The 20,723-nt window shown below is 44.7% G+C and carries 19 protein-coding genes; 11 read left to right on the top strand and 8 right to left on the bottom strand.

The window, feature by feature from the left end; translation table 11 throughout:
- Positions 1-2: 2 nt before the first annotated feature.
- Both AAEO50_RS09650 and AAEO50_RS09645 read left to right on the top strand, forming a co-directional pair.
- Positions 3-743, top strand: a complete 741-nt coding sequence (locus tag AAEO50_RS09650; RefSeq protein ID WP_341982946.1) for a YqcI/YcgG family protein — start codon at positions 3-5, stop codon at positions 741-743.
- A gap of 90 nt (positions 744-833) precedes the next feature.
- Entirely contained in the window at positions 834-1,778 is a 945-nt protein-coding gene (locus tag AAEO50_RS09645) for an arginine deiminase family protein (protein ID WP_341982944.1), read from the top strand.
- 47 nt (positions 1,779-1,825) lie between these two features.
- Here the strand turns inward: AAEO50_RS09645 and AAEO50_RS09640 are convergent, their stop codons facing one another.
- Positions 1,826-2,197, bottom strand: a complete 372-nt coding sequence (locus AAEO50_RS09640; protein ID WP_341982942.1) for a helix-turn-helix domain-containing protein — start codon at positions 2,195-2,197, stop codon at positions 1,826-1,828.
- Between the two features lie 192 nt (positions 2,198-2,389).
- Between AAEO50_RS09640 and AAEO50_RS09635 the strand changes: the two genes are divergently transcribed.
- Positions 2,390-3,370 carry a zinc-binding dehydrogenase gene (locus AAEO50_RS09635; protein WP_341982940.1) on the top strand — a complete coding sequence of 327 codons (981 nt, stop codon included), beginning with the start codon at positions 2,390-2,392 and terminating at the stop codon, positions 3,368-3,370.
- A 50-nt stretch (positions 3,371-3,420) separates the two neighbouring features.
- On the opposite strand, the gene AAEO50_RS09630 is transcribed toward AAEO50_RS09635, so the two are convergent.
- Positions 3,421-4,620 carry an iron-containing alcohol dehydrogenase gene (locus tag AAEO50_RS09630; protein ID WP_341982938.1) on the bottom strand — a complete coding sequence of 400 codons (1,200 nt, stop codon included), beginning with the start codon at positions 4,618-4,620 and terminating at the stop codon, positions 3,421-3,423.
- Between the two features lie 236 nt (positions 4,621-4,856).
- Here AAEO50_RS09630 and AAEO50_RS09625 point away from each other — a divergent pair, with 236 nt between their 5' ends.
- Positions 4,857-5,048, top strand: a complete 192-nt coding sequence (locus tag AAEO50_RS09625) for a hypothetical protein (RefSeq protein ID WP_341982936.1) — start codon at positions 4,857-4,859, stop codon at positions 5,046-5,048.
- 105 nt (positions 5,049-5,153) lie between these two features.
- On the top strand, positions 5,154-5,600 hold the full coding sequence (locus tag AAEO50_RS09620) for a DUF4385 domain-containing protein (protein ID WP_341982934.1): 447 nt from the start codon (positions 5,154-5,156) through the stop codon (positions 5,598-5,600).
- Between the two features lie 47 nt (positions 5,601-5,647).
- Here AAEO50_RS09620 and AAEO50_RS09615 read toward each other — a convergent pair whose 3' ends face one another.
- On the bottom strand, positions 5,648-5,839 hold the full coding sequence (locus AAEO50_RS09615) for a hypothetical protein (protein WP_341982932.1): 192 nt from the start codon (positions 5,837-5,839) through the stop codon (positions 5,648-5,650).
- A gap of 524 nt (positions 5,840-6,363) precedes the next feature.
- Here AAEO50_RS09615 and AAEO50_RS09610 point away from each other — a divergent pair.
- From AAEO50_RS09610 to AAEO50_RS09600, 3 genes are all read left to right on the top strand, one after another.
- Positions 6,364-7,344: a nuclease-related domain-containing protein gene (locus AAEO50_RS09610; RefSeq protein WP_341982930.1), complete on the top strand. Its 981-nt coding sequence runs from the start codon at positions 6,364-6,366 to the stop codon at positions 7,342-7,344.
- Positions 7,345-7,576: 232 nt separating this feature from the next.
- The gene (locus tag AAEO50_RS09605) at positions 7,577-8,950 is read left to right on the top strand and encodes an aspartate aminotransferase family protein (RefSeq protein ID WP_341982928.1); all 1,374 of its coding nucleotides are present in this window, start codon (positions 7,577-7,579) and stop codon (positions 8,948-8,950) included.
- Positions 8,951-8,964: 14 nt separating this feature from the next.
- Positions 8,965-9,813, top strand: a complete 849-nt coding sequence (locus AAEO50_RS09600; protein WP_341982926.1) for a MurR/RpiR family transcriptional regulator — start codon at positions 8,965-8,967, stop codon at positions 9,811-9,813.
- Between the two features lie 84 nt (positions 9,814-9,897).
- On the opposite strand, the gene AAEO50_RS09595 is transcribed toward AAEO50_RS09600, so the two are convergent.
- Positions 9,898-12,963, bottom strand: coding sequence for an efflux RND transporter permease subunit (locus AAEO50_RS09595; protein ID WP_341982924.1), 3,066 nt, complete (start codon positions 12,961-12,963; stop codon positions 9,898-9,900).
- A 176-nt stretch (positions 12,964-13,139) separates the two neighbouring features.
- Between AAEO50_RS09595 and AAEO50_RS09590 the strand changes: the two genes are divergently transcribed.
- Positions 13,140-14,015, top strand: a complete 876-nt coding sequence (locus AAEO50_RS09590; RefSeq protein WP_341982922.1) for a TetR/AcrR family transcriptional regulator — start codon at positions 13,140-13,142, stop codon at positions 14,013-14,015.
- A 41-nt stretch (positions 14,016-14,056) separates the two neighbouring features.
- Here AAEO50_RS09590 and AAEO50_RS09585 read toward each other — a convergent pair whose 3' ends face one another.
- The 3 genes from AAEO50_RS09585 to AAEO50_RS09575 form a co-directional block, all read right to left on the bottom strand.
- Entirely contained in the window at positions 14,057-14,425 is a 369-nt protein-coding gene (locus AAEO50_RS09585) for a cbb3-type cytochrome c oxidase subunit I (protein ID WP_341982919.1), read from the bottom strand.
- Between the two features lie 122 nt (positions 14,426-14,547).
- On the bottom strand, positions 14,548-15,531 hold the full coding sequence (guaC, locus tag AAEO50_RS09580; RefSeq protein WP_341982917.1) for a GMP reductase: 984 nt from the start codon (positions 15,529-15,531) through the stop codon (positions 14,548-14,550).
- Positions 15,532-15,915: 384 nt separating this feature from the next.
- Positions 15,916-16,350: a MarR family transcriptional regulator gene (locus tag AAEO50_RS09575; RefSeq protein ID WP_341982915.1), complete on the bottom strand. Its 435-nt coding sequence runs from the start codon at positions 16,348-16,350 to the stop codon at positions 15,916-15,918.
- Between the two features lie 181 nt (positions 16,351-16,531).
- Between AAEO50_RS09575 and AAEO50_RS09570 the strand changes: the two genes are divergently transcribed.
- Positions 16,532-17,734, top strand: a complete 1,203-nt coding sequence (locus AAEO50_RS09570) for an MFS transporter (protein ID WP_341982913.1) — start codon at positions 16,532-16,534, stop codon at positions 17,732-17,734.
- Between the two features lie 54 nt (positions 17,735-17,788).
- Here the strand turns inward: AAEO50_RS09570 and AAEO50_RS09565 are convergent, their stop codons facing one another.
- Positions 17,789-18,994, bottom strand: a complete 1,206-nt coding sequence (locus AAEO50_RS09565) for an MFS transporter (RefSeq protein ID WP_341982911.1) — start codon at positions 18,992-18,994, stop codon at positions 17,789-17,791.
- A gap of 379 nt (positions 18,995-19,373) precedes the next feature.
- Here AAEO50_RS09565 and AAEO50_RS09560 point away from each other — a divergent pair, with 379 nt between their 5' ends.
- Positions 19,374-20,723, top strand: a complete 1,350-nt coding sequence (locus AAEO50_RS09560) for an aspartate aminotransferase family protein (RefSeq protein WP_341982909.1) — start codon at positions 19,374-19,376, stop codon at positions 20,721-20,723.

The following is a 20,723-nucleotide window of genomic DNA, read 5'->3' as shown; positions in this document are numbered from 1 at the left end:
CGATGTTACTTTCAAAAAGCTGGATCGATAAACATATAGATGAGCTTAGCCCATGGCAGCAGTCTGCTTACAACGATTTCTCAGACATGATGTGTGATGAACAGCATCCGTATCCATGTGTTCCGGGGAAACAGGGGTTTCAAAAAGACATGCTGCGCTTTGGTTTTGCGGATGATCCGAGAACCTCCGGATCCATTGAGCAGCTCGCCTCGCTGCTTAGTGATTATGGGAAAATTTCAAGGGAAACAGGGAATTATGCCTCACTCGTAGTCTTCTTTCAATCAGAAGAGTTGGAAGGGACTGGAATTGATGACTATCAGGACTTGTTCTGGTCATTGTTAAATAAGGTCCATGATATCGATGAAACACCTTGGCCGGAAGGGATCGCTGAAGACCCCCATCATCCCAGCTGGGAATTTTGTTTCGATGGGGAGCCGTACTTTGCATTTTGTGCGACGCCGGCGCATTCAATACGAAAAAGCAGGCATTTTCCGTATTTCCTCCTAGCCTTTCAGCCGCGCTGGGTATTTGATGAAATTAATTCTTCCACTGCCTTCGGCCAGAAATTGAAAAAAGTGATCCGGAAACGACTTGTGGAATACGATGAAATCGAAGTGCATCCGAGCCTTAAATGGTACGGCGAGGAAGATAATCATGAATGGAAGCAGTATTTTCTCAGTGATGATGATACATCACTTTCCAAGTGTCCATTTATGAATAGTCAAAAGAGAATCAAGAGTTGAAGCGTATTGCGCTTTAGCTCTTTTTTTAATCCCGAATGTTTTTCATAAAGAAAGGAGAAAGTAAAAGAGGAAACAAAAGGAGGTCCGCGAATGCTCAATATACACCCAAACTGCTGGAGTGAACACGAAGAATTACGAACGGTCGTTGTTTGCTCACCTGCCACATTAGATGTCCCCGATCAGCGCACCGCGGATTATGTCGGGTGGGAAAAGCCTGTTAAACAGGAAAAGGCACGTGAAAATCATGAAAAACTGGTATTGGCCATGGAACGTGCAGAAGTACAGGTAATCGATTATTCCGCCTATTTAAAAGGAGAACACGCTGAACTTAATCACCAGCTCATCAACCGGATATTTGTCCGTGACTACGCCTGCGTCTTCGGGAATACAGTCATCCCGGGAGTTGCGGGATCAACGATGAGAGCGCCGGAATATATTCATAGTCATCAGCTTTTCCAGCAGTGGTTTGACGATAAGACATTCTCCATCGAAGACAATAACCGGATCAAGGCATGGGAAAATGGCGACGTATTAGTTTTGAGTAAAGATGCTGTGTTCATCAATACTGGTCTCAGGACGAGCATCGAAAGTCTGGAAGTCATGAAAGAAAAGATTTTTAAAGCGGGGTTCTCAGAAATCGGAGTAATCGATCTCCCCCGAAAAACTGAGACGCTGCATCTTGATATGAACTGCAATGTGGCAGGAGCTGACCTAATGATCGCTAAAAGCTACTTGCGGCTGTTTCCTGTACAGATTATTACAGAAAATACCGATAAATATAAAATGACGGGGGATTTCCTGAACCGCCATGGTTTCGACGTGCTGTGGACAGACAAAGTAAGTCACACCGTTGCAGATATTAACTTTTTGAATCTGGACCCGGAAACACTCCTTGTCAGTACCGAAATGAACAAGAGAATCCTGCATGATCATCCTAAATTGAAGAACAAAAAATTGGTCGAAGTGGATGTGAATGAATTGGAAAAAGGGGGAGGCGGCATACGTTGTATGACCCTTCCGCTGGAGCGCAGGTAACTTCCAGGCTTCAAAAAAGGCTTGTCAAATTGACAAGTCCTTTTCTGTTACTTTTCCATAAAATTATAGGAAGTCCAGCACCGGTTCATCGCAATGCCTTTCTGTTCAGCATATTCGTCTCCCCATTTGCACATTTCAAATAATGTCGCCTGCAGCTTTTTTCCCATATCTGTCGTCGAGTATTCCACACGGGGAGGGACCTCTTGATAGACCTTTCTTGAAACGAGCCCGTGTTCCTCAAGTTCCCTAAGCTGCTGGGTCAGCATTTTCTGAGTGATGTTCGGGAGGGACCGTTTCAACTCATTGAACCTTTTTACCCCTTCATTCAGATTCCAGAGTATCAACACTTTCCACTTTCCACCGATGACATCGATCACAAGGTCGATGGCGCATTGATATTCACTGTTCAGGTCCTTCATATATATGAGCGCTCCTTTCTGTCATTAACCAATTTCGGGATTTTTTAAAAATCATCAAACGATCTATGATCATCCTAAGGTTCCCAAACGGTAACTAGGATACAAAATAGTGCCTACTTGTTATTCGATTCTACAGTATATATTATATACTATGTAAAAGATATATAAAGAACTTGTCAGGAGTGAAGATAAATGAAAGCATTGCTTCTTAAAGATAAAGGGTTATGGAAAGACATGAAAGTGGAAGAAACGGAAAAACCGGCACCTGGTGCTGGGGAATTAGTGGTTGAGGTTCATGCTGCCGGCTTGAATCCTGTCGATTATAAGACAGGGACAAATGGAAATCCGAACTGGACATATCCACATATTCTGGGACTAGATGTTGCAGGTGTAGTGGCAGAAGTCGGTGAGGGTGTGACCGGCTGGGAAAAAGGTGACCGTGTTGTTTATCACGGTGATTTGACAAGAAAAGGCGGCTTTGCAGAATTTACGCTGACCACCGCACATACAGCATCAAAATTGCCAGAGGGCATCTCGTTTGAAGATGCAGCTGCACTTCCGACAGCCGGATACACAGCCTATCAGGCACTTCACCGTAAACTGCCGTTGGATCAGGTCGGTACAATCCTCATCCACGGAGGTACAGGAGGAGTCGGCGGGTTCGGCGTCCAGCTTGCGAAACTTGCAGGGAAAACCGTCATTTCAACGGCTTCTTCACACAATCACGAGTATGTGAAATCGCTGGGTGCAGACTATGTCATTGATTACCGTGAAGAAAATGTGAAAGAGAAGGTGATGGAGATCACTAATGGACGCGGGGTGGATGCAGTCATCGATGCGGTAAGCAGACAGAGTGCCACGGAGGCCCTCGACATGCTCGCTTACATGGGACATATCGTCTACATCGCAGGTGCACCAGATTTCACAAAAATAAAACCGTTCACAAAAGTCCTTTCCTATCATGAAATCGCCCTGGGAGCGGGACATCAGGCCAATGACCTTCATGCCCAAAAAGATTTTGCCGTCATCGGTGATCACATGCTTTCCCTCCTTTCTGAAGGAAAACTGGACGCTATGCTGAAAGAAGTCATCGCACTGGAGGAAGTTCCAGATGCGCTCAACCGTTTGTCCGGACGCCATGTAAAAGGGAAGATAGTCGCGAAGCTTAAATAAATCGTTTGAAAAAGGTGCTCATCCAGGAAGGACGGGCACCTTTTGTATATTTATTGTTTTATTAAAAAATAGAGCTTGGATAAGTCGGTATCAGACAGGATCTTCGGCACCGGATAAAATGGATTCGCTTCCGTCAGTGCCCGCTTGACCATTAGCGGGATATCGCTTTCCGAGATGCCGTCCACCTTGGCCGGGATCTTCATGTCTATGTTGAGCTTCTTGACCGCGGCAATGAAGGCCGCCGCTTTTTCGCCGGCCGTATCCGATGGCGACCCGATCCCCGCTGCATCGGCCAATTCCGCAAGCGGCTGGTGAACCGACTCCCCGTAGTACTCGAGTACATAAGGGAGAATGACGGCATTCGCGAGCCCATGGGGAACCGAATAGAATCCGCCGAGGGTATGGGCGATGGCATGGACGTACCCTACATATGCCCGGGTAAATGCAACGCCTGCAAGATAGGAAGCTTTCTGCATATTGGTACGGGCTGTAATGTTTTCACCGTTGGAATAAGCTTCGTAAAGATTGTTGAATATCAGCTTCACAGCCTGCCTGCTGCACTCCATGGTCTCACGGGTCCTGCTCCTGCCGATATACGCCTCGACTGCATGCGTCAATGCATCCATTCCGGTCGTAGAGGTGATGTGTGGCGGAAGTTTTACCGTAAGCAGTGGATCGAGCACCGCAATTTGCGGAATCAGCGACAAGTCATTGATTGCATACTTTTCATGGGTATCCGGGTTTGAAATGACAGCGGCGATTGTCGCTTCGCTCCCCGTCCCGGCGGTCGTCGGCACGGCGGCAAGAAGAGGAAGCTTCCTTCTCACTTTCAGCTGTCCCTTCATTTCCGGTATGCTCTTATCGGGTCTTGCCACCCGCGCGCCCACCGCTTTGGCGCAGTCGATCGGCGATCCGCCGCCAAACGCGATGATCCCATCACACTTATTATCGTGGTACATTTCCAAGGCGTCTTCGATATTATCGATGGTCGGGTTCGGTACGGTTTTATCATAGACAGTGTACTGAATATTGGTATTTTTCAACCCCTCGAGGAGTCCGTTCATCAATCCGAGTGAAGAGATCCCTTCATCGGTAACGATCAGGACACTCGAGATCCCGCTTTCTTTCAAGTCAGCCGGCAATTGGACGAGGCTTTTTTCCCCCTCGAGCAGGCGGGGTTTCCGCCACGGCAGGAAATATAAAGCGCCCCGGTATGCGGTTTGGTAGGCCCTGCAATACATTTTGTACATGACAATCCCTCTCTTTTTTAAAAAATTGATATCATTTAAGGCTGTTCTAAGGGTGTCGATGTCTCTTTTAATATGTATTTGTGTTTTAACTCAATTATATGTTTCTCACAAAATTTTCTAATCTTTATCTATCATTTTATCAATCCTCCAAACATGATACTAGAGGGATTTTGTTTTATGCGTGAAGGTTGTTATAATGGTACTTCATCGTAATGCTAAAGAGGAGTTGAAAACCCTTGAGATATATACGTTCTCAAATGAAACGCCTGATGAAAGATGAAAAAGCACTGCAGGACCGGTTAAAAAAATTGATGGATGAACAAGGCTTGGAGAGAAGTTTTGCCCTGAAGGCCCTGTACCATTCGGAAGTGGCGGATGGCGGTAAGTATCAAGCTAAGTACCAGGCGCTGGATGAACCGGATAAGTAGAACTGACTGACCTGTATAAAGTGGTTTTTATACAGGTTTTTTGCTGCTTTATAAAGAGGTTAGGCATGGGATGCTCCGGGTAAACAAGGTAAAAAGGATGATACGATGCCATTCGATTATTCACTGGACTTTGACGATATCGATTTCAGGAAAAATCCTGAATTGTACCGGGTCGGAAGGGGAGAGCAGGGTGTCCTGCTCGTTGAACCGTATAAAAGTGAGATCCTTCCCCATTGGCGTTTTAAAACCCCGGACATTGCTGCTGAATCTTCCGATAAAATTTATGATATATTCCTTCAATATAAAGAGAAGGACGATTTTGTCGGGATGGACATGGCCCGGAAATTCCTTCAAATGGGCTATACTAGGGCCCGCCGCTATGCGAATTATAAAGGCGGCAGGAAATATGATGAAGACGGCGATGTGAAGGAGAGGCAAATCGATTCGGAGAAAGCAGAATCGGCCGCCATTTTTGAAGAGAAATGGAAGCTGGCAAGGGAAGATGAAGACTATCTCAAGATGAAGCGGGGGCATCAGAAGGAATATGGATGAAGAGCAAGGTGAAGGCCGGTCCTTATGAGAAGGCCCGGCCTTTGATATTATGACTTCCTGCTGTCGATCAGATGAATGACCCCTTTAAAAATGAGAATAATCGAGAATAATAGTATGGCCAACACACCGATGACATCTATAATCGGGTTAATCGGCGCCAAAAATCCTGTCAGCGGCACCCGGAGCAGCGCAAACCCCGAAAGAATGCCTAAGAAAAATAACCAAATTGAACTACCCATTTGAAATTCACTCCTTCCTTATGATTAATTTATTCGGGGAGGGGTTAAAGGGTTATAAAATGGGTGAATGGTCTGGAAAACATGGGCAAGTGAAAACAATTATTGTTATTATATGGAAAAATGGGAGGATATTTATGAAAACTCATAGAATAATGACTGAAACTCATAGATTGATAATCAAAACTCATTTAATAATGCCATAAACTCATAGATTATCGGCCAAAACTCATAGATTATCGGCCAAAACTCATAGAATAAAGAAAACCTCATTTTTATATTGTGTATTTAACCTTGTTTTTAGGTTAAAGACTTTCTATTGTGGCTTTTCACTATTAAAAAATAGGTATTTGATAAAGAAAATGGACTTTTATATGCATTAAAAGACTAAAGTCCACTACCTGAAAGATAGTAATGGTATTAATGACGAATAATGCTATAATATGGTATAATCATCCAAATCTTATGGAGAAAAGTTCCTCTTCCCATCAGTTCCCTCATTTTTAAAAAGTAAAAGGAGTGGTCAATTGTTAAAGAAACCCCATCTACCCCCAATAAAAATCCTCAAACTTTACGCTTTATTAAGGCGCATCATTCCAAACCATCCATTAAAAAAAGAGATTGAAACGGAATTAAGAAAACTAGAAGCTGGTTATAAGGGTGAACTTTCCCTTGATTATCATTTGAGTTTTTTACCTGACAAACCATACATCATCCTTCATGACATACGCCTTTCTTATAAAACCTTCTACTTTCAAATTGATACGCTAATTCTTCATACAAATTTTATTCTTATTCTTGAAGTGAAAAATATAGCCGGGGAGCTTTTTATAGACACAGAATTCAACCAAATGATTCGAACGAAAAATGATATTACAGACGTATTTCCAGATCCAATTCTGCAAGCGTATAAACAAAAGGTAGAATTGGGGAATTGGTTTTCATCAAAAAAATTAACGCAGATCCCGATTGAATATAGGGTGGTACTCACAAACTCAAATACTCTTATTAAAAATTCACAAGCTAATCCAGTAGTAGTGAAGCAGTTGATACGCAGTTCAAGGCTAACATTTGAAATTGATAAATTGAAAGACAGGCATAAAACTCAAATGGTGACCGAAAAGCAATTGATCAAAATTGCAAATCAACTTATAAAGTCACATGTACCTCAAGATGTAGACGTGTTATCACTATTCCAACTATCAAAGTCGGACGTTCTTCCTGGAGTGTATTGCAAGAATTGTGAGGCCTTGAAGATGGAGCGGATCAGCGGAACGTGGAAGTGTTCCCGTTGCTTGGCAGAAAACAAAGGTGCTCACATAGATGCTTTAATTGACTTTTCCCTGCTTGTAAGCCCGACGATCACAAATAGGGAAATGAGACACTTCATGAATTTGCCTTCAATATCTACTGCCACCAGACTACTTTCCCAGTTGAATCTCCCCACAACCGGAACCACAAAAAATAGAAGATATTCCCTCTCCCCGCTAATCACGAAACTCAATTAATCAAATTCAACACTTCAGTTCCAGCAGAGAGTACTTGATTATTTAACATCCTCATTTCGAGGAGGCTCCCCTCTATCGAAGGGTGTTAATCGGAACAGAATATAAAGTTTTTTTTACAAAAACGTTACTACCTTTATTCTTAAATAACAGTAACGTTCACCTCCTTTATGAAATAATTATTTCATGTTAGTATCTACAGTGAAATAATTATTAAACAACGGAGGTCTTACAGTTGCATCAAAAAAAGCTCAATCCTTTGTCGCAAAACACGAAGAAATCAGCGGAATTATTCGAGAGAGCCAAAAAGGTCATTCCCGGGGGAGTCACGGCCAATATTAAGTATATTGCACCTCATCCGATCATGATGGAGAGGGGAAACGGGAGCAAACTGTTCGATGTGGATGGAAATGAATACATTGATTATCTGCTCTGTTATGGAGCCCTGATACTTGGTCATGGTCATCCGCGGGTGTATGAAGCAGCGATGAATCAGATGAAGGATGCGGGAACGACCATTTTCGGGACCCCTCACAGACTGGAGACCGTCATGGCTGAAAAGTTGATTTCACTGTTCCCTGGAATTGACATGGTACGATATACGAATTCAGGGCTTGAGGCGACTTTGCTTGCGATCAGAACAGCGGCGGCTTATACAGGGAAACCAAAGATCGCGAAGTTTGAAGGCCATTATCACGGAGGGTATGATCAGGTTTTACTTAGCGTCAACCCTGATCTCGATCTGGCAGGGGTTGAAACCGAACCGAATGTGGTGCCTGAATCACCCGGTATTCCTGATTACTATCGAGAGAATACGGTCATACTCCCTTTTAATGATATCGAAGCGGCAGAAACGATTTTACGAGACAACGCTCATGAGATTTCTGCCATCATCATGGAGCCGGTACAGGGGGGATTCATTCCTGCTGAAGAGGCATTCATGACCCGTCTCAGGGAGATTACGGAAGAGCTTGGGATCCTATTGATTTTCGATGAAGTGAAAACCGGGTTCCGCCTCACCGTGGGAGGAGCGCAGAACCTTTATCATATTAAACCGGATCTCACGGCTCTCGGGAAGGTACTTGGCGGCGGATTTCCTGTCGGTGCAATCGGCGGAAAGAAAGAGATCATGGAAATCAGTGCGCCGGATGGAGGCAGGGACATCCTTACGGCCGGTGCTGAAAACGGCAGCAAAAAAGATCCGTTATTTCACAGCGGCACCTACAACGGTCACCCGACAGTATTGGCATCCGGACTTGCGACGATAGAGGTACTAGAAGAGCAAGGCACGATGGATCATCTTCTTGCCAATACCAACATACTGAGGGACGGACTTGAAGAAGTATATAAACGCCATGATATTCCGATGCAGACTGTGGGAAAAGGAAGCATCTTCAACGTCATCCTCGCGGAAGGAAGCATCAAGAACTATCGGGATATGGGTAAAGCCGACAGTGACTTAAGAAGTAAAATCGACTATGAGCTATTGAAACTTGGAATTTACACAAAACCGCTTAACAGGTATTCCATGTCTGCTGTCCACAGCGGGGAAGATATTGAACGCACCCTAACAGCGCACGAAAAAGCTATCAGAATCGTTCAGAAATAAGAAAGAGGTTAAACATGAACATTAATGTGTACAAAATCATCACTGAGAAAATGCCGGCAATGAGTAAGGCGCAGGAGAAAATTGCCCGATATATACTGGAAAATCCTAATCAAATCCCTTTTTTAACCGTCGGGAAGCTGTCGAAGATTGTAAAAGTCAGCGATGCTACAATCGTTCGCTTTGCCACTTTTTTAGGTTTTTCAGGTTATCCCGAGTTTCAACGTCACATCCAGTCTTCCGTTCAGCAGCAATTGACGGCTACTGAGAGGCTGAAGCTGTCAAAAGAAGTTTACGGTCAAGAAGATAAAGGCATTTCTCAAATCATCGGGGGAGACATTGAAAATATCCAGATGACCCTTAAAAATTTGGATGTTGAAAATTTCCGTGAAATGGTCGGGTACTTACTGAAGGCAAAAAGAGTCTACATCGTGGCTAATAGGAGTGCCGGAGCCCTCGGGGTTTTTCTCCACTATTATTTAAACATGATTCTCAACCATGTCGAAATGCTGGATTCAATCGAGAAGAATGCAGACCGTCTCTACGATCTGAGTGAGGATGATCTTGTCTTGGGCATCAGCTTCTCGAGATATACAAAAAGCACGGTCGATGTCCTCCGTTTTGCAAAAGAAAAGAAAGCAAAAACCGCCGCGTTGACCGACAATCTTTTATCTCCGCTCATTCAGCATGCAGATGTTTCATTGACGGCGGAAAGTAAAATGCCTGCCTTCATCGACAGCTTCACCGCACCGCTAAGTGTCATCAACGCACTCATCGTCTATGCCGCAAAGCAAAAGCAGGACGGTTTCGAAAAGCGGCTCGGCGAACTCGAAGAAGTGTGGGAAAGGTTCGATGTATTCTATTAAAAGCAAAAGGCCCGCCTTCACTGCTCTAAAGCAGTGAGGGACGGGCTTTTAGCGATTTAAAGAGATGAGGGACGGGCCTTCAAATCAGTATGCTGCTCGTTCTCTTTTTTTACGTCGGAATCGATCGAATACAAGGTAAAGCATCGGCACGATCATCAATGTCAAGATGACTGAGAATGCGATTCCGGAGATGATGGTGACCGCAAGCGGTGTGAAGAGGGCATCTCCGCTGACTGCCACCGGAATCAAAGCGACAATCGATGTTATGGCAGTCAGGACGATCGGGCGTAATCTTGCGCGCCCTGCTTCGACGACGGCCTCTTTAACGTGCATGCCATCCTTTAATCGCTGTTCGATGAATTCGATAAGTACAATCGAATTTCGTACCACAATCCCCGTTAAGGAAACCATCCCCATGACAGCAAGGAAGCTGATCGGGGTCTGTGTGACGAATAATCCAAGTATCGCACCGGCAATCGCTAAGTAAACGGCCACCAATACAAGGAAAGGCATCGACAATGAGTTGAATTGCAGTGCGATCAGCAGATAAACAAGGAAGATCACGATCGTGAACAGGATGATGATTTCCGAGAAGAAGCTGTCTTGAGCTTCGTTTTCACCGCCGAGAGTTACATTGTATTCAGGGCCAAGGTCTTTCTTGGTCTCATCTACTATTTCCTGTACATTCTGTTTATAGCCTTCTTCGTTCTCAGGGAATGCGCGAATCGTAATGGCGCGTTCACCGTCCACATGAGGGATCTGCTGGATTTCCTCTTTCTTTTCGACCGTCACCAGTTCATCCAACGAGACAAGTTTAGGTGGTCCTGCAGGGTTTTGCGCAGCAGCCGGTAATTCTAATGAAGAAAGATCGATTTCTCCTTCATTTCCAGCCAGCACTAGGTTCATGTCTCGCTTCGTGACGCCATTATCAAAAGCTTTGAGAGGGATTCCCTCGGTCGCCAGACGTATTTGTTCACTGATTTGGTTGACGGTGATGCCGTTTTCCTCGAGTGCTTCACGGTCAGGGACATATTCCTGAACAGGTGAGAGTTCCCCTACATTATCAACCACAAGATTCGTTTCAAGGTTTCCGATATCGTCCTTCAATGAATCCCTCAGCTCAAGCAGTTTCTCCATTTCAGGTCCGGACACGGTCACCGTTACAGGCGCCCCTGCTGGAGGTCCCTGCTCAATGGTCTCCATGAAAAGGACAGCATCTGGAAATTCACTGCGGAGCTTTTCGGTCCAGTCATCAATCAAGCCTTTGGCCGTTTGATTTTCCCGGTCAACGCGCGCCACGATCTGCCCTGTGTTTTCCCCTGCATTTTGCAGCGAGCTGTTGAATAGATTAGGCAGCCCTGTACCAGCGAAAACGCTCGTTTCATAGACTCCTTTATCGGTTTTCAATCTGTCTTCCATCTCAGCAAGCGTATCAGAAGTTTCCTCAAGCGTCGTTCCGATTGGAAGGGTGACGTCAATCGTCACTTCTTCGCGGTCTGCCGATGGGAAGAATTCAAACGGTGTAAAGGCGATCAGGCCGAAGATGGCTGTTGTGAAAATCAGTCCAAGAGCCGATGTGAGCAAAGGCTTCTTGGAAAAACGTTTCAGAATTCCGTCTGCGTAAAAATCTGCAAGCTTATCCAACGGCTTCCCAAGCAAGCCGGGTGAATCTGATATCTTTTTCTTCGTTTTACTGTAAAGCATGTAGCGGAGCACAGGTACAAATACCAATGCAGCCAGTGTCGACGCAAGTATCGTCGTAATCAATACGGTCGGAAGAGCCCGGATGAATGCTCCATTGCCGCCTGACAAAAAGACGAGCGGCAGGAACGTAAACACGATGGCAAGTGAAGAAGTTAAAATGGATACCCACATTTCCTTCACACCGTTCACTGCGCCTGTCAGGGCATTGTCACCGAGTTTATAGCGGCGCTGGATATTGTCATTCATGACGATCGAGTCATCAACAAGGATACCCAGTGCGATGATGGCCCCGATGACTGAAATCTGGTTAAGGTCGACTCCTGCATAAGGAAGCGGGATCAATCCTGCGAGAACTGAGATCGGTATAGCCAATGCGACTACGAAAACCCCGGATCCAGTCAGTCCTATGGCAGTGGTGACGATGACTGCCAACACGGAAATCGCCAGGGATGTGAACAACCCTTTGAATATGTCCGTCACAAGGCTGGCCTGTGAATAATATGGGACCAGTGTTACGTCCTCCGGAAGATTATCGGAGAGTTCCTCCACTTTATCGCTCACCCGCTGATCGACTGAAGGGATATCTTCCCCTTGTTTTACAAAAGCAGTAAAGGATACAGCTGGTTTGCCTTCGAATGTAATGATATCTTCTGCGTCTTTGGGGGAAATCTTCACGTCCGCGATATCACCGAGTAAAACGGCTTCCCCGCTTGGGTTCTTTCCGACAAAGACTTCTTTCATTTCGTCAATGGTGGTGTAATGCTCTACAGATAGCTGGACGACTTCATCATCAATCGTCTCTTTTCCGAGAGGGGTGGGATAGTACTCATCATTGATGGACTTCATCACGTTCGAGACATTGAGTCCTGATTCTTTTAAGTCTTGAAGATTGAGCTCAATGAGAATTTGCTCTTCCGGCAGTCCTTTTACGGCGACGCCTGAAACACCGGATAACTCTTCTACCTCTGTTTTCCAGCGGTCTATCTCATCCTTCATGTCCTGCAGGCTTTCACGGTTTTCACTCGTGAGCTGATAAGAAACGATCGGCATTTTGACCGTGGATTCATTGATTTCAGGATCAAATGCCTCCTCCGGAAACGATGAGGAAGCATCGGACACGGCCTGCCGCACATCGCTGAACACTTCTTTTTTGTCTTTGCCATCTTCGACCTCTACAATGATAGTAGAGAATCCGGCAGCAGAAGATGAGCTCAGCTCCTTAATTCCGTCAATCGATTGAAGTGAATTCTCGATCGGATTCGTGACGGTACGTTCAACCGTCCCTACGGTTGCCCCTGGATAAACGGTCGAAACCGTTCCTATGTTCACTTCTGTTTCAGGAATTTCTCTTTGAGGCAGTTGAAAAAATGTAAAAATCCCGATAATGGCAAAGAGCAGTACAAAAATCAGAGTGATTTTTGATCGCTTTAAAATGGCTTGAATCATGAAAAAACCCTCCTTTTTAGATGGTGACTCATTGGTCAAATGATTTTCTTTTAAATGCTTTGATGCATTGATATAATGGCTTTAAATCGAATTGACTCATAAGTCATTTTTTCATGATTGGGATTTATAGTCAAGAATGAATGTGTTCTTGTGAAGAAATAAGGCAGGTGATATTAGTGAATAAACGAAAAGCGATATTAGAAGCAGCAGTCGACCTTTTTGCCGAACATGGCTACACCCAAACCTCGATGCAGCAGATTGCAGACAGTATCGGAATCTCCAAAGGATCTCTGTACTCATTTTTCCAGTCAAAGGAAGATTTAATCATCTCCATCTATGAGCATTATCAACAGCTCGTCTTTGAACGGGCGTTTGTCGTAGGGTTGGACGGGAATATGTCTCCCGAGGACCGGCTGGCCAAACAATTTCAGGTTCAGTTTGAAGGGATCCTGGAATACAAATCTTATATGAAGATGCATATGAGGGGGGAAACGGCCAAGAACAGTGAAAAGCTTGCCGCAATGGAACACAGGATGAGAGGGCGGTTATTCAGCTGGCTGCAGCATAATCTCCAGCGGTTATATGGAAATCGGATCGATCCGTACAAATGGGACCTGATGTGGATGACCCAATCCATCTACACTTCCTATATGATGCTCCTTATTTCAACGGAGAGTGATTTAAAGCCTGAAGATCTGGGTAAGCATGTCGTCAGGCAGATTATGATTCTTGCAGATGACTTCTTCGAAGGGAAGAGCGCTCCTCTCCTTGATGATGAAATGATGAAGCCATTCTCTGTCGACATGGATCGCGAAGGGGCATTTATTTCATTTGAAAAAAGGGAAGAAGCCTGGACAAATCTTTACAATAAGATTCATTCCATGAAAAGCGGGGAAGCCGGGGAATATGTAAACATTGCCGACAGGATTTCAGAAGAATGCCGGAAATCAAAACCAGATGAATTGATTATTAAAGGGATGCTTCGATTGCTCGCTGATGTTGACGGGTTAAAACTGGAAGTATCACAACTGGAAAAACAGCTGCTGCCATAGTCGATACTAGGGCAGCAGCTGTTTTTTATAAATTCATAAACCTATTCAGCCTTCAATTTCGTTAATACATTATATCCGAACAATAATACGGCAAGAGTCGTCAATAACCCGCCGGCAGCAATTACCGGAACGACTCCTTCGCTGCCGGAAATAAGGATGATCAAACCGATCATCATTAACGAAAGTCCGATGTTATGGAGCCAGAAATGTGCTTTTGCCAGTCTGGTTGCTGAAACTGAAGGGAATAAGTGATAAATAATACCTGCAAGCGTAAGGGACGTCCATCCTAATAGATTAATATGAACATGTACCGGAGTGAAGCTGTAATCATGCGTCATGGACATATAAAGCCCGAATAACACACCGATCATGAAATAAATGACTGAAATCTTGATCAACCTGATGCCCATTTTTCTCCCTCCTTTTCTACAAAAATATATGTAGAATACGCAGAAGGTAGAACATTGATAATGGGTCATAAGACTTAAAGATAAAGGGACGGCCCTTCTAAAAGGCCCGTCCCTTGAACTGTTTAATAGACCTTATCTCCATTAAAGATAGAATTCTTTACGACTACATAATCGACATGGCGGATTGCATCAAGATTTGTTCCTCCTGCATAAGAGATGGAGGATTGAAGATCCTGTTCCATTTCGATCAACGTATCTTGCAGCGACCCTTTATGTTCCACGAACATTTTCTTTCCTTCGACGTTTTTCTTTTCGCCTTTTTGGAATTCGGACGCTGAACCGAAGTATTCTTTAAAGAGCTTCCCGTCTTTTTCGAATGTTTCACCAGGAGACTCTTCGTGTCCTGCAAACAATGACCCGATCATGACCATTGTGGCGCCGAATCGGATGGACTTCGCCACATCTCCGTGCGTACGGATTCCGCCATCGGCGATGATCGGCTTGGATGCAGCTTTAGCGCACCAGCGAAGTGCTGCGAGCTGCCAGCCTCCAGTACCGAATCCTGTTTTTATTTTCGTAATGCATACTTTACCCGGACCGATGCCGACCTTGGTCGCGTCCGCACCCGCATGCTCAAGTTCTCTGACTGCTTCTGGAGTCCCGACATTCCCTGCGATCACAAAGCTTTCGGGAAGATGCTTTTTGATATGCTGAATCATATTGATGACAGCATTCGAATGGCCATGAGCGATATCGATTGTAATGTATTCAGGAATAAGCCCTTCTTCTGTGAGCTGTTCCACGAACGAGTACTCTTCTTCTTTCACGCCGACGCTGATGGAAGCGTATAAACCGCGTGCGTTCATATCTTTTATAAAATCTCTTCTTTTTTGAGGTTCAAAACGGTGCATGATATAGAAATAATTATTTTCTGCTAAGTAAATAGCGATCTTTTCATCAATGATCGTCTGCATATTGGCAGGAACGACAGGAAGTTTAAAAGAGCGGCCGCCAAGCGTTACGGTTGTATCACATTCTGAACGGCTGTTTACTACACATTTTGCAGGAATTAATTGAATATCTTCGTAATCAAATACGTTTTCCATGAATAACACTCCTAAAGACGAATATTAAAGTTATCTTTATTTAAAAATGTTCGTTCCTATCGTAATATACTACATTTTTTGCCAAGGTGTCAAAGATTTTTCTGGAATTTATTCTAATCAAAATAAATGCATGTTTACGCCGCTAATGATTTCCTTGCAAGACTTCGCTTTCCGCGGGTAGCCCGTGAGCCTCCTCGGCAAGCCTGCGGGGTCTCACATAAGCTACTTTTCCCGCAGGAGTCTTCGTCTTGCACTCCAATCAACCGCTGGAACAAGGTAAAACTAAACGCAAATTTAAACAAAACTTAAAAAACCCGAGTCAATTTAAATTCAGGATTCAAATTGATTCGGGTTTTACTTAGACTAGAAAATTTTTGGCCTAGTTCAAGATCTTTCAATATTTTCGTTCATTTTAATTAGGACACTCCGATAAACTTTCAGGTCTTCTTCAGAAATACCGGTGAGGATCTTCGCTTCCCATATCTCCTCGATAATGGGGGATAGTTCTTCTTTGAGCGCGATTCCTTTATCGGTAATGAAGAGGATGAACGAGCGGCGGTCATCTTTATTTTTTTTCTTGAGAATCAGCTCTTTCCGCTCAAGGATATCAAGGATTCTCGTTACGGTGGGCTGATCCTTTTCTGCTTTGATTGCCAATTCCTTTTGGTTGATGCCGTCATTCTCAGAAAGCCGTTTCAGAACGGTCCACTGTTCGGGGGTGATATCGAAGTTCTTAATGTTCGCAGATAAGAAACGGATGATGTTCTTAACCGTATTACTGGTAAAAAGACCGATTGATTCGTCACGTGTATCGAGCATGCTATATCACCTACTACTATTTTGTCTACTTCCATCATACTACAAAAGTCACTGGAAATGAGAACGATTTCAAATTAATTGTTATAACAAGTACATTTACTTTTTATCTTGTTATGTATATTATTAGTATAACAATTAATTAGTGAAACATACATGAAAGCTGTAAAGAAAGGGGATTTGCATGAAAGAAACATCCAACAGCATATGGACAAAGCCTTTTCTGATGGCTGTATCAAATAATTTTTTCGTTTTTTTAGTATTCTATTCGTTGCTGACCATTTTACCGGTCTACGTCATTAATGCACTTCAAGGCAGTGAAGCACAGGCAGGTCTGGTGACAACGGTGTTTTTAATTTCTGCGATAATCGTTCGTCCGTTTTCAGGGAAAATCATCGACATGATTGGGAAAAAGAAAACATTGGTGATCTCAGTATTTTTCTTTGGCGTTTCTTCCTTCTTTTACTTTATGATAAGCGATTTCCAGCTGTTGCTCGGATTACGGTTCTTTCACGGAATCTGGTTCAGTATCGCTTCGACCGTTTTAGTTTCGATCGCAGCGGACATGATTCCAGGTCATCGTAAGGGAGAAGGGCTTGGATACTTCGCGATGTCGATGAATCTTGCGGTTGTAGCCGGCCCATTCCTTTCATTGGCACTTATTCAATTCATCCCATACTCTGCGCTGTTTCTTCTTTTTGCGGGCATGATGGTGATTTCATTTATCTTGACGTTCGGGATTCAAACAGCTGAAGTTCCTGCTGCCGTTACAAAAGCTGTCAAACGGCTGACAATGAAGGACCTATTTGAAGTGAGAGCGATGCCGATTGCATTTGTAGGCTTTTTGACTGCGTTCGCTTATTCGGGTATCATGTCGTTCATTTCCGTCTATGCCAAATCAGTCGGTCTTTTTGAATCAGTCAGCTTCTTCTTCGTGGTCTTCGCTGCTGCCATGCTGTTATCAAGACCCTATACAGGAAGGTTATTTGACCAAAAAGGACCGGACTCGGTCATCTATCCTTCCTTATTTATCTTTGCTGCAGGACTCATCCTTTTGAGTATCACCCATTCAACCGTCATCCTGCTGTTTGCCGGTGCACTGATCGGGTTGGGATACGGTGCTTTGCTGCCGAGCTATCAGACGATGTCGATCCAGTCTGCACCGAGAGAAAGGACCAGCCACTCAACGGCGACATTCTTTATTTTCTATGATCTTGGAATTGCGGTTGGTTCCGTCTTACTCGGATTGATCTCGGCTGGACTCGGATTTACAAGTCTCTATCTGATATCGAGTGGAGTTGTGCTGTTGACCATCTTTATTTATAAACTTGTCTCAAAGCAATCATCCAGAACTCAGTCGCAGAATGTAGAAGTTTTGGAACAATAAAAAACTGCCCTTCATCGGTCATCGTGATCGATGGGGCAGCTTTTTTTATATAAGCTAGCTTGCCTGTTCAGCCAACACGGTATGTTTCAGCTGACGATACTTTGAATAAAAAAGACCGGTCATAATGAGAGATGCGCAGCCAAATAAAACAGTCATGATTTGCAATCCTACCAGGTCCAACAGTAAACCTGTAATGAGCAGTACCACCTGGAATATCAAACGGTCCAGCATGTTTCGGAATGAGAAGAAACGGCCATGGAATTCTTTTGGCATCCTGGTCTGGAATATGGTCGCTGCCGTCGGGAAGAAACACCCCACCGCAAAACCGAAGACGGCAAAAGAAACAACCGACATGACAGGATTGTCTGCAAAATAAAGCAGAAGCTGAGAGACACCGATGACAAAGGAAAAGAAGAACAGAATTCTATACGGCGACATCATTTCTCCCAGTCTCTTCACAAAAAAGGCACCCGTCATAAATGCAATTCCTTCAGCCGTATAAATCCACCCTTTGATCGCAGAGCTATCCTGAAGCTCACTGATATTGATAACCATGAGATTAAACCCGCCGATGAACAGCAGCGGAACGAGCGTCATGATCAGCGTCATCATCACTATCGGGAGCCCTTTGATGATAGGGAATACCTCTTTAAAACTTGTGCCCTTGGCTTTCTGTCCTTTGACAGCAGGTGAGGCAGCGTCTTCATCGATTGACAAGAACCAGGTTAGTATGAACAATGCAATATAAGCTGCCAGCGATAATACATAAAGCATCGACAAAGAAATGAGCACTAGGAGAATACCGGCAAGAGCAGTACCGAGAATCCTGGAAAGAGTAGCCACATTCATATGCACACCATTCATCTGCAATAAATCCTTTTCTTTAACCACCATGGGGATGGCAGCTTGAAGTGCGGGGAAATAAAAGGCTGCCGAGACTTGAATGCTCACAAGGAAAACAATCATCCAGAGAACGGAACCTGTTTCAATCGCAATCAGCATGAAAATGACGCTCAGTGCCCGTGTGAACCCCGAAATCAGCATCACTTTTTTCTTTCTCACCTGATCAGTCCACTTCCCAGCAAGCGGGCCAACAGCGAGACCGGCAAGAAGACCGGACCCCAGAATCAAGGACTTAAGAAAATCAGACGGGACCTTCTCCTGCATAAACTCCAGATTTCCTATAATCCCCAGCCAGAGACCGAGACCGGCTATAAATTCACCTATCAATAAAATCCAAACATTTTTGTTTTTCCACATATGGTGCAGCTCCTCATCACGTTCTAAACTATTTCGGTACCCTAAATATACTACGAAAATAGAGAGTTTGAAATAGTTTTATCACAGTAATATTATCGCTTTCTTCTCTATGGGTCGAATTTCCCTTTTACACAAAAGTGTATGGATGCAGTTATAAACTAGTCTGCCGGAATATTTTCACTAAATTTTTCCTCAAAAAGCTGCTGTCATAACCTTAGGAGGAATGTTGAATGCGTTGAAAGTACAGTATGCCAATTGAACCAATCTCCTCGAGAGTGTTGAGAACGGTTATCAATTAATTATTGACACTGATAATCATTATCAATTACTATGACGAAGAAAGCAAATACTGAAACTACCAATGAAAGGATGATGACGAATGACAGTTCAAACATTGACTTCAAATAAAGAATTACTAAGCCAGCAGGAGAAACGTGAATCGAATGCAAGATCCTATCCGAGGAGGATTCCTCTTGCGATCAGTGAAGCAGAGGGAATCCATGTAACCGATATGGAAGGCAGGAAATATTACGACTGCCTGGCAGGAGCCGGCACATTGGCGCTCGGGCACAACCACCCTGCGGTAATCGAAGCGATGGAAGGGGTCATCCGTGATAAACGCCCATTACATACATTAGATCTCACAACGCCGGTGAAGGAAGAATTCGTAAATGAGCTGTTCGCTTCCCTGCCTGAAGGATTCCGCGACCGTGCAAAAGTACAATTCTGCGGGCCGACCGGGGGAGATGCGATAGAAGCTGCCCTGAAGCTGGTCAAAACGGCAACGGGAAGACAAAGCATCCTGACCTTCCAGGGAGGTTACCATGGTGCCACGCACGGGACGATGGCAATCTCGGGGAACCTGAGTCCGAAGAAAAACGTCGGCGGTCTCATGCCTGACACGCATTTTCTGCCGTACCCTTACACGTACCGCTGTCCTTTCGGTGTGGGTGGAGAAGAAAGCCACCGCATCTCGGCGCGCTATATCGAGAACCTGCTAGATGATCCTGAAAGCGGGATCCTGCCGCCGGCTGCGATGATCTTCGAAACCGTACAAGGCGAAGGAGGCTCGGTTCCGGCACCGATCGAGTGGCTGCAGGAAATGAGAAGGATCACCGAAGAGAGAGGCATCCCGCTTATCATCGACGAAGTGCAGACGGGAATCGGACGGACAGGGAAACTATTTTCGTTCGAACATGCAGGAATCGTCCCTGATGTATTCGTTCTCTCGAAAGCGATCGGCGGCAGTCTTCCTTTATCAGTGGTCGTATATGACAAAGACCTGGACTGCTGGGAACCGGGAGCGCATATCGGGACGTTCCGGGGAAATCAGATGGCAATGGCAGCGGGAACGGCAACATTGAAATATATCAAAGAACATGACCTTGCTCAGCATGCTGACAAAATGGGACAAAGACTCCTCCAGTCGTTAGGCGTATTACAAAGCGAGTATCCCGAAATCGGGGACGTGAGGGGAAGAGGCTTGATGATCGGCGTCGAAATGGTTGACCCATCCCTGCCGCAGTCGACATCAGGCAGCCATCCGGCAAACCCTGAGCTTGCAAGCCGCATCCAGCAGGAGTGCTTCAAGCGAGGCTTGATCCTTGAAGTGGGGGGCAGACACGGAGCCGTTGTCCGCTTCCTTCCGCCACTCATCATTACGGGGGAGCAATTGGATGAAGTCTTCGCTATCTTCAAAGAAGCTGTCTCAGCTTCCGTTGTGAGGTAG

Origin of the sequence: Rossellomorea oryzaecorticis, assembly GCF_038405515.1 — a bacterium.
Taxonomy (GTDB): Bacteria; Bacillota; Bacilli; order Bacillales; family Bacillaceae_B; genus Rossellomorea; species Rossellomorea oryzaecorticis_A.
Note: the sequence above shows the minus strand (reverse complement) of the source record. Positions and strands in the feature narration are given on the sequence as shown.